Source organism: Pseudomonas protegens (assembly GCF_003732485.1).
GTDB classification, from domain to species: Bacteria; Pseudomonadota; Gammaproteobacteria; order Pseudomonadales; family Pseudomonadaceae; genus Aquipseudomonas; species Aquipseudomonas protegens_B.
This window is the reverse complement of sequence record NZ_MOAK01000043.1, coordinates 150,349-162,117: the sequence shown is the minus strand read 5'-3', so window position 1 is coordinate 162,117 and position 11,769 is coordinate 150,349. Positions and strand designations below refer to the sequence as shown.

The following is an 11,769-nucleotide window of genomic DNA, read 5'->3' as shown; positions in this document are numbered from 1 at the left end:
GCACGGAGCTGCTTGGAGAAGACTTCGTTGTAGCTGTAGTCGTTGGCAATCGAAGTGATGGTCGAGCTGTCGGTGGTCAGAGCGATGGCGGGCAGGCTGGGGCGTTCACGCTCGAAGCGGTTGAGCAGCTCGGAGGAGAAGTGTTGGGCGTCGCCGGCGGAACCACCGTTGCCACAGGAGAGCATTTTGCCCTCATTGAGCAAGGCGTTGACCATGACCTGGCTGGCCTGCTCGATGTGCGGTGCAAGTACGTCCATCGCCTGTTGCTTGGTGTCGATGCTGGCCTGAAAAAGCTGGCGAATTCGGGATTGCATGTCCATCTGTGTGACCTTAAGTGGCGCGGCTTGGTGGCACGTGAATGTGCAGCCCGCAAAGCAAAGAGCAAAAAAGTTGAGTGAAAATGGGTGCTGCCTGAGGGCGTCTTTCAGCTATCAAAGGCATTGCGTAGCCAGTTCAAACGGGCTTCTGCACCCGGGGCGCCGTCAATGGCGACCACGTCGAAACGGCAGGGGTGGTTGGACCAGCGTGATTCGCGTTGCAGGAAAATCTGCGCGGCAAGAATCAGTTTTTGACGCTTGCGCCCATCGATACTGCCCAGAGCTCCACCCCATTGCGTGTGTTGTCTGTAGCGGACTTCGACGAATACTACTGTATCGCCGTCAAGCATGACCAGATCAAGCTCGCCGCGTTTGCACAGCCAGTTCTGCGCCAGCAGGCGCAGCCCTTGCTGTTGGAGATGCCGAAGCGCTTGGCTTTCGGCATCTCTTCCGCTTTGCTGGCGTGATCCTTGGAGCATTAGCGCGGTGTGTCGGGCAGGCGGGTGACCTGGCCATTGACGAACTTGGCCCAGGGCAGTTGACGCTCAATGCGCTGACCGGCGGCCATGCCCAGGCTGCCGGACTCGCCCTCGATCCGGCTGTCAGGCAGGGCCTTGAGCTGACCCAGGCGTGGTGCCAGGCGATAGGCGTCGACACCCATTGCGTACAGGCGACCGAGGCTGCCTCCAGCTTGTGGCCATTGTGCAGTGACCTGGCGGCGCAGAAGGCCATTGGCATCCAGCAGCCAAGGTGTTTCGCAGAACATTACACCGTTCATATCGTTGTATTGATTCTGATCGCCGCTGGCGCTGAACACGTTGGAGGTTGCATACACCGGAACATCGCCAGCGTACTGGAAGTTCAGGGTCGGCTTGATCTGCTGTGCCTGCTGTGGAGTGGAGGCGAGGAAAATGAACTCGATATCCTGGCGGCGCGACGGTTGTGCGGCGACTTGAGTGCCTACGGTGCTCTGCAGGCTCTTGGCGCGGCCCTCGCTTTGGCGCAGGCGGAACAAGTCGGCGATCTGTTGGGCCAGAGCGACAGGCTGATCGACTCGCTCGATGCCGATCACGCTACCACCGTTGGCTTCCCAGTCCTGGCGGAAGGCCTTGAGCACTCGGTCGCCCCACTCACCCTTGGGGACCAGCGCCGCAGCGCGATGCAGGCCATCGGCGCGGGCGCGACGAGAGACTTCACGGGCTTCGTCCTCGGCCGCCAGGCCGAATTGGAAGAGTTGTGCCGGGCCTTGTTCGCCTTCGCTGTAGTTCAGTGCGAGGGTGGTAATCGGCAGCTGCGAGCGTGTAGCCAGTTGCTTGACCAGTGGTTTTTCCAGGGGGCCGACTACCAGTTGCACGCCTGCAGCCTGGGCTTTGCGGTAGAAGTCGTCCAGGGAGCTCAAGCGCGAGCTGTCGTAAAACTCAATGCTGGGCGGCTTTTGCCCTGCTTGCTGAGCCTGGTAGTGAGCGGCCATGAAGCCTTCACGCAGGGCCTTGGAAACCGAAGCCAAGGGACCATCTTGTGGCAGAAGCAGGGCGATTTTCGAAACGGGTTGGCTAGCCAGCTCTTTGAGCTGGGTCAGCGGTTGTGGCAGTTGAATGGCGGCAGGATGCTTTGGGTTTTGCGCGCGCCAGTTATCAATGGCCGACTGTTGCTGCTCCAGAGTGCCGGCGGTCTTGACTGCCAGGGCCAGGCTCAGCCAGCCGGCCAGGTCATCGTTGCCAGCAGATTGCAGTTGGTCGGTGGGCAGCGCGGCAATCAGTACCCAGATGGCCTCATGGTTCTTTGCCGCAGCGTCATCTTTCAGCAGGGGGGCGATGAGAATCCGCTGCTTGGCGGCAGCCAGCGTCTGGCCGTCCGCTTCCAGAGCGCGAGCATAAACGTTGCCGGTGCGGATCTGCTGAGTTGCAGGTAGCTCGCTGAGGTGCTGCAGGCTTGGGTGGCTCAGCGCAGTCAGTGCGGCTTTCGGCTGATTGCGAATCATGGCCAGCTCTGCTGCCAGGGTGCTGGCGAAGATCTGCTGGGCAGGTTTGAGCTGATCCAGCGGCACTTGCTGGAGGATTTGTCCGGCGCGTCCGGCGTTGCCCTGGCGGTATGCCAGGTCTGCGGCGCTCAAGCGCAACAGGGCTGCCTTGTCCGGGCTTTTGCTGGTGGCGGCCTGTTCGAGCAATTGCTCGATGCTGGCATCCGGTGTCCGTGGAAGTTCGCCAAGGCTGGAAGAGGGCGAGCTGGCGCAAGCCACCAAAAGGGTAGCCAGGCAGAGGGCAAGAAGCAGCCGCAGGCAAGCGATCATGTAAGTGTTCCTGATACTCGATCAAATGAGCGTGGAATTGTACCCAAGCGCTGGCCGGGGCGCGATGTTACTGGCGATAAACCGTCTATTTAACGGGTGCAAATGTTGCTGTAGTGCATAAAAGGCCACAAAGGGCTGCGGTGTTGAACGATCGCCAGGCATATTGAGAGGGCTTCAACGCGCTACAATGGTGCTTTTGCCGATCAAGAGGTGTGCGCTTTGACTGCTCCAGGTCCTTTGAATTCCGCTGCTGGCTCGCTTTATGTGGTGGCGACGCCCATCGGCAACCTGGACGACATCAGTGCCCGGGCCCTGAAGTTGTTGCGCGAAGTGTCCCTTATCGCTGCCGAGGATACTCGGCACTCTCAGCGTCTGATGCAGCACTTTGGCATCTCTACGCCCTTGGCCGCCTGTCATGAGCATAACGAGCGTGATGAGGGCAGTCGTTTCATTACCCGTTTATTGGCGGGTGATGATGTCGCCTTGATTTCCGACGCGGGCACGCCGTTGATTTCCGATCCGGGTTATCACTTGGTGCGGCAGGCCCGAGCAGCAGGCATCAATGTGGTTCCTGTGCCAGGGGCCTGCGCATTGATCGCGGCACTGTCGGCGGCAGGCCTGCCATCGGATCGGTTTATCTTCGAGGGTTTTCTTCCGGCCAAGGCCGTTGGGCGGCGGGGGCGCTTGGAGTTGGTCAAGGAGGAGCCTCGCACGTTGATTTTTTATGAGGCGCCGCATCGTATTCTTGAGTGTCTGCAGGATATGGAGGCGGTATTTGGTGGCGAGCGGCCAGCACTGTTGGCTCGAGAGCTGACCAAGACCTTCGAGACCCTCAAGGGGCTGCCACTTTCCGAGTTGCGCCAGTTCGTGGAGGCCGACAGCAACCAGCAGCGCGGTGAGTGCGTGGTGCTGGTGGCAGGATGGACGGCGCCGGAAAGTGATGAGGCGATCAGCAGCGAGTCGATGCGCATTCTTGATCTGTTACTTAAGGAGATGCCTCTCAAAAGGGCGGCGGCGTTGGCGGCTGAGATCACGGGTGAGCGCAAGAATGTGCTGTATCAGGTGGCCCTGAATAAACAGAAAGAACAATAAATTGCGTCACAGGGTGGCCAAAGGCTTTTAGCGCTTGTTCTTGGGGCGCTCTGCCGTTAACCTGCGCGGCGGAGAGTCGATTGGACAGTCGCTGCCCTCTATGAAAATTAGAGGGGGGAGGAAAGTCCGGGCTCCATAGGGCGGAGTGCCAGGTAATGCCTGGGGGGCGTGAGCCTACGGAAAGTGCCACAGAAAATAACCGCCTAAGCACTTCGGTGCCGGTAAGGGTGAAAAGGTGCGGTAAGAGCGCACCGCACGTCTGGTAACAGTTCGTGGCTAGGTAAACCCCACTCGGAGCAAGACCAAATAGGGTTCCAAGGCGTGGCCCGCGCTGGAACCGGGTAGGTTGCTAAAGATGTCCAGTGATGGCCATCGTAGAGGAATGACTGTCCTCGACAGAACCCGGCTTACAGATCGACTCTCCACCTTTTCCCTCCCTGCTTGAATCAATAGCAGAAGCGTTTTTGTAATACCGAAAAAATCTTACTCTTAATAAATTACTTTAACTTCGTGCCGCAGCTTATTGAGCTGTCTGAAGTTGATGCTCTGGAATGCCCTCCGAATTCTCGTTACCTCTCCTTTTAGTCTCCTAAATCTCCGTTCTATAAGGCTTTTCCGTCGCTGCGCGCCTTGACGGTGGTGTGGGCGCATTCCTATAGTGTGCGCAAGTGGCGGAAAGTGGCATGAAGTGGGTTTTTTGAGCGCAAAACGCTAAAATTTGGAGAAACGCTGACGTGTTTCGCGGAGCTAACGCTATCAGTCTCGATGCAAAAGGCCGTCTCGCCATGCCGAGCCGGTATCGTGACGAGCTCGTTTCGCGAAGTTCCGGGCAATTAATCGTCACCATCGACGCCGTTGATCCTTGTTTGTGTGTTTACCCCCTCGATGAGTGGGAGCTGATAGAAACCAAACTGCGCGCACTGCCTTCGCTTCGCGAAGAGAACCGTCGTTTGCAGCGTTTGCTGATTGGTAATGCCGTCGATCTCGAACTCGATGGCAGTGGTCGTTTTCTGGTGCCGCCGCGCCTGCGTGAATATGCCAAGTTGGATAAGCGCGCGATGCTGGTGGGCCAACTGAACAAGTTCCAATTGTGGGACGAGGATGCCTGGGATGCTGTTTCTGCAGCTGACCTGGCGGCTATTCAACAACCGGGCGCCATGCCTGATGAACTGCGTGATTTGATCCTGTGACTATTGATAGCGGCTTTAACCACATCACCGTGCTGCTTGACGAAGCCGTCGAGGCTCTCGCCGTGCGCCCTGATGGCTGCTATCTGGATGGCACCTTCGGCCGTGGCGGGCATAGCCGCTTGATTCTCAGCAAGCTCGGAACGGAGGGCCGGCTCCTCGGATTCGACAAGGACCCCCAAGCGATTGCCACCGGGCAAGCGCTAGCGGCCGAAGACGGCCGCTTTGTCGTTGTACAGCGCAGTTTTGCCGAGCTGGGTTCGGAGGTCGCGGAGCGCGGCCTCGCAGGCAAGGTGAGTGGTGTTTTGCTGGATCTTGGCGTGTCTTCGCCACAGCTGGACGATCCCGAGCGCGGCTTCAGTTTTCTCAATGATGGCCCTTTGGACATGCGCATGGACCCGACTCGGGGCATCAGCGCTGCGCAGTTCATTGCCACCGCGCCCGTCGAGGAAATTGCCCGTGTGTTCAAGGAGTACGGCGAAGAGCGCTTCTCCGGGCGCATGGCGCGGGCCGTGGTCGAGCGTCGTGAAATCCAGCCCTTCGAACGCACTGCCGATTTGGCTGAAGTATTGAAAGTCGCCAATCCTGCCTGGGAAAAGGGCAAGAATCCTGCTACCCGGGCTTTCCAGGGATTGCGTATCCATGTGAATAACGAACTGGGTGATCTTGAGGCAGGCCTTGAGGCAGCGCTGGAGTCGCTGGAAGTGGGCGGTCGCTTGGTAGTGATCAGCTTCCATTCCCTGGAAGATCGCATCGTCAAATTGTTCATGCGGCGCCTGGTGAAGGGCGAGTCCGACAATCTGCCGCGCAACCTGCCAGTACGTTTCGAAGCCTTTGTGCCGAAAATCAAGATTCATGGCAAAGCGCAGTTCGCCTCCGAGGCCGAGCTCAAAGCCAATCCCCGTTCCCGTAGTGCGGTCATGCGTGTTGCGGAGAAGCTTCGGTGAGCAAGCTCTTCGCCAAGCCTCTTCCAGGCGGAAGCTTTTTCATGCTTCTGCTATTCGTTGGCGTTTTGGTCTCCGCAATTGCGGTTACCTACAGCGCCCACTGGAATCGTCAATTACTCAATACGCTGTATGGCGAGTTGAGTGTGCGTGACAAGGCCCAGGCTGAATGGGGGCGGTTGATTCTTGAGCAAAGCACCTGGACCGCCCATAGCCGGATCGAAGTGCTGGCCACCGAACAGTTGAAGATGCACATCCCAGGCGCGGCTGAAGTTCGCATGGTGGCGCCATGAAGCTTGAAGGTGCTCTCTACCCTTGGCGTTTCCGTGTGGTGCTGGGCTTGCTGGCGATCATGGTGTCGGCGATTGGCTGGCGCATTATCGATCTGCAGGTGGTCGATCGTGACTTCCTCAAGGGGCAGGGCGATGCGCGCAGTGTCCGGCATATACCTATCCCTGCCCATCGTGGCCTGATCACCGACCGCAATGGCGAGCCTCTGGCCGTGAGTACGCCAGTGACCACGCTTTGGGCCAATGCCAAGGAAATGCAGTTGGCCAAGGACCGCTGGCCAGCATTGGCCATGGCCCTTGGTCAGGACCCCAAGGCGCTGACTGAGCGTCTCGAAGCTCAGGCCAATAAGGAATTCATCTACCTGGTCCGGGGCCTGACTCCGGAGCAGGGCCAGGCTGTGCTTGATCTGAAGGTGCCGGGCGTCTATGGCATCGAGGAGTTCCGGCGTTTCTATCCGGCCGGCGAAGTGACTGCGCACATGGTTGGCTTTACCGACATTGACGACCGTGGCCGCGAAGGGGTCGAGCTGGCCTATGACGAATGGCTCGCCGGCGTTCCCGGCAAGCGCCAGGTGATCAAGGACCGGCGAGGCAGATTGATCAAGGATGTCCAGGTCACCAAGAACGCCAAGGCCGGCAAGCCCTTGGCGTTGTCGATTGACCTGCGCCTGCAATACCTGGCCAACCGTGAACTGCGCAATGCCATTGTCGAAAACGGCGCCAAGGCCGGCAGCCTGGTGATCATGGACGTGAAGACCGGCGAGATCCTGGCCATGGTCAACCAGCCGACCTACAACCCGAACAACCGTCGCAACCTGCAGCCGGCGATGATGCGCAACCGCGCGATGATCGACGTGTTCGAGCCCGGTTCGACCATGAAGGCGATCTCCATGAGTGCCGCCCTGGAAACCGGACGCTGGAAGCCCAGCGATACTGTCGAGGTTTATCCGGGCACCCTGCAGTTGGGCAAGTACACCATTCGTGACGTGTCGAAGACCGAAGGGCCGGTGCTCGATCTGACCGGTATTCTGATCAACTCCAGTAACGTCGGTATGAGTAAGGTCGCCTTCGATATCGGTGGCGAAACCATTTTCCGTCTGGCGCAGAAGATCGGTTTGGGTCAGGACACAGGCCTAGGCTTCCCGGGCGAGCGAGTCGGCAACCTGCCGAACTACCGTGAGTGGCGCAAGGCTGAAACCGCGACCCTGTCTTATGGCTACGGCCTCTCGGTGACCGCGATCCAACTGGTCCACGCGTTTTCCGCATTGGCTAACAATGGTCGGATCGCTCCGCTGACGCTGATCAAATCCGACAAGACGCCGCAAACCGCTCAGGTGATTCCGGAAAACGTCGCCAAAACCATGCAGGGCATGTTGCAGCAGGTGATCGAGGCTCCCCGGGGCGTGTTCCGTGCCCAGGTCCCGGCCTATCACGTGGCCGGCAAGAGTGGTACTGCGCGCAAGACGTCGGTAGGCACCAAGGGCTATGCCGAGAACTCCTATCGTTCGCTGTTTGCCGGTTTCGGCCCGATGAGCGATCCGCGCTACGCCATCGTTGTAGTGATCGATGAACCGAGCAAGGCCGGTTACTTCGGTGGCCTGGTATCGGCACCGGTGTTCAGCAAAGTGATGTCCGGCACCCTGCGCCTGATGAACATCACTCCGGATAATCTGCCGGCCACGCAACAGGCCAATGCGGCGCCCGGTACCCCAGTACGAGCCAATGGAGGGCGCGGCTAATGTCTCTTAGCCTGAACAAGATTTTCGCCCACGCCGGCCGCGATCTGCTGATCCGCGAGTTGACACTGGACAGCCGCAATGTACGTGCCGGTGATTTGTTCCTGGCGGTACCCGGCGCCAAGTTTGACGGCCGTGCGCATATTGCCGACGCCTTGCAGCGCGGTGCTGCTGCAGTGGCCTATGAGGTGGAAGGCGCAACCGTATTGCCGCTGACCGATGCGCCGCTGATTCCAGTCAAGGGCCTGGCGGCGCAACTGTCGGATATTGCCGGACGCTTTTATGGTGATCCAAGCCGCCAACTGAATCTGGTGGGCGTGACCGGTACCAACGGCAAGACCAGCGTCACCCAGTTGGTGGCTCAGGCACTGGATCTGCTGGGCCAGCGTTGCGGTTTGGTCGGCACGCTGGGTACTGGCTTCTATGGCGCGCTGGAAAGTGGTTTGCATACCACGCCTAACCCTATCGCTGTGCAGGCGACCCTGGCTGACCTGAAGAATGCCGGTGCCAAGGCGGTGGCCATGGAGGTCTCGTCCCATGGTCTGGATCAGGGGCGCGTGGCGGCCCTGGCTTTCGATGTTGCGGTGCTGACCAATCTGTCCCGTGACCATCTGGATTACCACGGAACCATGGAAGCCTATGGCGCAGCCAAGGCGAAGCTCTTCAACTGGACTGACCTGCGTTGCCGGGTGATCAATCTCGATGATGAGTTCGGCCGGCAACTGGCAGCGGACAAGCACGAATCGCGGTTGATTACCTACAGCCTCGAGGATGCCTCTGCTTATCTGTACTGCCGTGAGGCGCACTTTGACGACGACGGCGTGCGCGCAACCCTGGTGACTCCACAGGGTGAACACCATCTGCGCAGCACTCTGCTCGGACGCTTCAATCTAAGCAATGTGCTGGCTGCGGTCGGCGCTTTGCTGGGCCTGGAGTATGCACTGGACGAAATTCTCGCCGTGCTGCCCAAGCTCGAGGGGCCCGCCGGGCGCATGCAACGCCTGGGTGGTGGTACTCAACCCTTGGTGGTAGTGGATTACGCCCACACTCCGGATGCCCTGGAAAAAGTATTGCTGGCCCTGCGCCCTCACGCCAAGGGGCGTCTGCTATGCCTGTTCGGTTGCGGCGGTGACCGCGATCGTGGCAAGCGTCCGCTGATGGCCGAAGTGGTAGAGCGCCTGGCAGATGGTGTGCTGGTAACAGATGACAACCCACGCAGCGAAGACCCAGCGCAGATTTTCGACGATATCCGTGCTGGTTTCAGCGCGGTAGACAAGGTCGATTTTGTTGCCGGTCGTGGTCTCGCCATTGCTCGATTGATCGCCGCCGCGTCGGCAGAAGATGTGGTGGTTCTGGCGGGCAAGGGCCATGAGGATTATCAGGAGATCAATGGCCAGCGCCATGACTTCTCCGACCTTGCTGAAGCCGACAAGGCCCTGACTGCATGGGAGGTGGCACATGCTTAAAGCCTTGCTGCTCAGTGAAGTATCGGCCCCATTGGACGCCCGCCTGATCGCGGGCGATGTGCGTTTCAGTGGTGTCAGTATCGATAGCCGGGCGATTCAGGCGGGGCAGCTGTTCGTTGCCCTGACCGGGCCCCGTTTTGACGGTCACGACTACTTGAACGAAGTGGCGGGCAAAGGTGCCGTAGCCGCGTTGGTCGAACGTGAAGTTCCCGACAGCACGCTGCCTCAATTGCTGGTCAAGGACACCCGTCTGGCCCTTGGCCAATTGGGCGCTCTGAATCGTGGCGCCTTTACCCGGCCGGTGGCTGCGGTGACCGGTTCCAGCGGCAAGACCACGGTCAAGGAGATGCTGGCCAGCATCCTGCGTACCCGTGGTCCGGTGCTGGCAACCCGGGGCAACCTGAACAATGACCTGGGCGCGCCGCTGACACTTCTGGAGCTGGCCCCCGAACACACTGCTGCGGTGATCGAGCTCGGTGCGTCGCGCATCGGCGAAATCGCCTACACCGTGGCCATGACTCGTCCCCATGTGGCGATCATCAATAACGCAGGTACGGCTCACGTCGGTGAGTTCGGCGGCCCTGAGAAAATCGTCGAAGCCAAGGGCGAGATTCTCGAGGGGCTCGATAGCGCCGGGATTGCCGTGCTCAATCTGGACGACAAGGCCTTCCCGATCTGGAAGACCCGCGCCGCCGGTCGTCAGGTGCTGAGTTTTGCCCTGGACAACAGCGCAGCAGATTTTCATGCCTCGGATATCGGTCGTGATGCCCGTGGTTGCCCGTCCTTCACATTGCACAGCCCAAAGGGCGCGGACAGGGTGCAACTGAACCTGCTTGGTACCCATAACGTGGCCAACGCCTTGGCCGCTGCAGCCGCGGCCCATGCCATGGGCGTCTCGCTGTTCGGCATCGTCACCGGCCTGAATGCGGTGCAGCCGGTCAAGGGCCGCACCGTTGCCCAGCTGGCCAAGAACGGCATGCGGGTGATCGATGACACTTACAACGCAAACCCCACCTCAATGTGCGCCGCCGTTGATATACTCGCCGGCTTTTCCGGTCGCACCGTCCTGGTGCTCGGAGACATCGGCGAGTTGGGCGAGTGGGCGGAGCAGGGGCACCGCGAAGTAGGTGCGTATGCCGCTGGCAAGGTTTCGGCCCTCTACGCCGTAGGCCCGATGATGGCTCATGCCGTCGCCGCCTTCGGCGAACACGCGCGCCACTTCGCCAGCCAGGCTGATCTGATTGCTGCCCTGGACGTCGAGCAAGACCCAAATACCACCATTTTGATCAAGGGATCGCGCAGCGCGGTGATGGAAAACATCGTCGCGGCTTTGTGCGGCTCGAGCACGGAGAAACATTGATGCTGCTGCTGCTAGCGGAGTACCTGCAACAGTTCTACAAAGGCTTCGCGGTCTTTCAGTACCTGACCCTGCGCGGGATTCTCGGGGTACTGACTGCGCTGTCTTTGGCGCTGTGCCTGGGTCCGTGGATGATCCGTACTCTGCAAAACCGGCAAATCGGCCAGGCCGTGCGTAATGACGGCCCGCAATCCCATCTGTCCAAGTCGGGTACACCGACCATGGGGGGCGCGCTGATTCTTTCCGCCATCGGTATCAGCACCCTGCTCTGGGCCGACCTGCGCAACCACTATGTGTGGGTAGTGCTGGTGGTGACCCTGGCGTTTGGCGCCATCGGTTGGGTCGATGACTACCGCAAGGTGATCGAGAAGAACTCCCGTGGCTTGCCCAGCCGCTGGAAGTATTTCTGGCAGTCGGTGTTCGGTCTGGGCGCCGCGATCTTCCTTTATATGACCGCGCAGAGCCCGGTGGAAACCACCCTGCTGATCCCGATGCTCAAGGACGTGAGCATTCCTCTGGGCATCGGTTTCGTGGTCCTGACCTACTTCGTCATCGTCGGTTCGAGTAACGCGGTCAACCTGACCGACGGCCTCGATGGCCTGGCGATCATGCCGACAGTGATGGTCGGCGGCGCCCTGGGGATCTTCTGCTACCTGTCGGGTAACGTGAAGTTTGCCGAATACCTGCTGATTCCTTATGTACCGGGGGCGGGCGAGCTGATCGTTTTCTGCGGTGCGCTGATCGGTGCCGGCCTGGGCTTCTTGTGGTTCAACACCTATCCGGCACAGGTTTTCATGGGCGACGTCGGCGCACTGGCGCTGGGTGCGGCCCTGGGCACCATCGCCGTGATCGTCCGTCAGGAAATCGTCCTGTTCATCATGGGCGGCGTGTTCGTGATGGAGACCCTGTCGGTGGTGATCCAGGTGGCTTCCTTCAAATTGACCGGTCGCCGTGTGTTCCGCATGGCACCGATCCACCACCACTTTGAACTCAAAGGCTGGCCCGAGCCTCGTGTGATCGTCCGTTTCTGGATCATCACCGTGATCCTCGTGTTGATCGGCCTTGCCACCCTGAAGCTGAGGTAGAACGA

General features: G+C 59.8%; 11 protein-coding genes and 1 other RNA gene. 9 read left to right on the top strand and 3 right to left on the bottom strand.

The features are described from left to right. The 3 genes from BLX41_RS34970 to BLX41_RS10190 all read right to left on the bottom strand — a co-directional run. Positions 1 to 320: SIS domain-containing protein (locus BLX41_RS34970; protein ID WP_259744677.1), on the bottom strand; the 320-nt coding region annotated here is incomplete at its 3' end. A gap of 104 nt (positions 321 to 424) precedes the next feature. Beyond that, a complete protein-coding gene (locus BLX41_RS10195) occupies positions 425 to 796 on the bottom strand; it encodes a YraN family protein (RefSeq protein WP_123724774.1) in 372 nt (123 codons plus the stop codon). Further along, positions 796 to 2,607: a penicillin-binding protein activator gene (locus BLX41_RS10190; RefSeq protein ID WP_123724773.1), complete on the bottom strand. Its 1,812-nt coding sequence runs from the start codon at positions 2,605 to 2,607 to the stop codon at positions 796 to 798. Before BLX41_RS10190 ends, BLX41_RS10195 begins: the two co-directional genes overlap by 1 nt. A 219-nt stretch (positions 2,608 to 2,826) precedes the next feature. Between BLX41_RS10190 and rsmI the strand changes: the two genes are divergently transcribed. From rsmI to mraY, 9 genes are all read left to right on the top strand, one after another. Further along, a complete protein-coding gene (gene rsmI, locus BLX41_RS10185) occupies positions 2,827 to 3,699 on the top strand; it encodes a 16S rRNA (cytidine(1402)-2'-O)-methyltransferase (protein ID WP_123724772.1) in 873 nt (290 codons plus the stop codon). 72 nt (positions 3,700 to 3,771) lie between these two features. Next, positions 3,772 to 4,125: RNase P RNA component class A (rnpB, locus tag BLX41_RS10180), an RNA gene on the top strand. 308 nt (positions 4,126 to 4,433) lie between these two features. Next, the gene (gene mraZ / locus BLX41_RS10175; RefSeq protein ID WP_019693566.1) at positions 4,434 to 4,889 is read left to right on the top strand and encodes a division/cell wall cluster transcriptional repressor MraZ; all 456 of its coding nucleotides are present in this window, start codon (positions 4,434 to 4,436) and stop codon (positions 4,887 to 4,889) included. Further along, the gene (gene rsmH / locus BLX41_RS10170) at positions 4,886 to 5,833 is read left to right on the top strand and encodes a 16S rRNA (cytosine(1402)-N(4))-methyltransferase RsmH (protein WP_162884089.1); all 948 of its coding nucleotides are present in this window, start codon (positions 4,886 to 4,888) and stop codon (positions 5,831 to 5,833) included. Before mraZ ends, rsmH begins: the two co-directional genes overlap by 4 nt. Beyond that, the gene (ftsL, locus tag BLX41_RS10165) at positions 5,830 to 6,123 is read left to right on the top strand and encodes a cell division protein FtsL (protein ID WP_102860317.1); all 294 of its coding nucleotides are present in this window, start codon (positions 5,830 to 5,832) and stop codon (positions 6,121 to 6,123) included. Before rsmH ends, ftsL begins: the two co-directional genes overlap by 4 nt. Next, positions 6,120 to 7,859 carry a peptidoglycan D,D-transpeptidase FtsI family protein gene (locus BLX41_RS10160; RefSeq protein WP_123724771.1) on the top strand — a complete coding sequence of 580 codons (1,740 nt, stop codon included), beginning with the start codon at positions 6,120 to 6,122 and terminating at the stop codon, positions 7,857 to 7,859. The genes ftsL and BLX41_RS10160 overlap by 4 nt, the downstream gene beginning before the upstream one ends. Beyond that, positions 7,859 to 9,322: a UDP-N-acetylmuramoyl-L-alanyl-D-glutamate--2,6-diaminopimelate ligase gene (locus tag BLX41_RS10155; protein ID WP_123724770.1), complete on the top strand. Its 1,464-nt coding sequence runs from the start codon at positions 7,859 to 7,861 to the stop codon at positions 9,320 to 9,322. The genes BLX41_RS10160 and BLX41_RS10155 overlap by 1 nt, the downstream gene beginning before the upstream one ends. Further along, the gene (locus tag BLX41_RS10150; RefSeq protein ID WP_123724769.1) at positions 9,315 to 10,682 is read left to right on the top strand and encodes a UDP-N-acetylmuramoyl-tripeptide--D-alanyl-D-alanine ligase; all 1,368 of its coding nucleotides are present in this window, start codon (positions 9,315 to 9,317) and stop codon (positions 10,680 to 10,682) included. Before BLX41_RS10155 ends, BLX41_RS10150 begins: the two co-directional genes overlap by 8 nt. Next, on the top strand, positions 10,682 to 11,764 hold the full coding sequence (mraY, locus tag BLX41_RS10145) for a phospho-N-acetylmuramoyl-pentapeptide-transferase (RefSeq protein ID WP_102860321.1): 1,083 nt from the start codon (positions 10,682 to 10,684) through the stop codon (positions 11,762 to 11,764). Before BLX41_RS10150 ends, mraY begins: the two co-directional genes overlap by 1 nt. Positions 11,765 to 11,769: the final 5 nt, after the last annotated feature.

Bases quoted from the DNA above. Each gene is read 5' to 3' on its own strand.
- BLX41_RS10160 (WP_123724771.1), top strand. From the start codon at position 6,120: ATGAAGCTTGAAGGTGCTCTCTACCCTTGGCGTTTCCGTGTGGTGCTG.
- BLX41_RS10155 (WP_123724770.1), top strand. From the start codon at position 7,859: ATGTCTCTTAGCCTGAACAAGATTTTCGCCCACGCCGGCCGCGATCTG.
- mraY (WP_102860321.1), top strand. From the start codon at position 10,682: ATGCTGCTGCTGCTAGCGGAGTACCTGCAACAGTTCTACAAAGGCTTC.
- BLX41_RS10150 (WP_123724769.1), top strand. From the start codon at position 9,315: ATGCTTAAAGCCTTGCTGCTCAGTGAAGTATCGGCCCCATTGGACGCC.
- BLX41_RS10190 (WP_123724773.1), bottom strand. From the start codon at position 2,607: ATGATCGCTTGCCTGCGGCTGCTTCTTGCCCTCTGCCTGGCTACCCTT.
- BLX41_RS10195 (WP_123724774.1), bottom strand. From the start codon at position 796: ATGCTCCAAGGATCACGCCAGCAAAGCGGAAGAGATGCCGAAAGCCAA.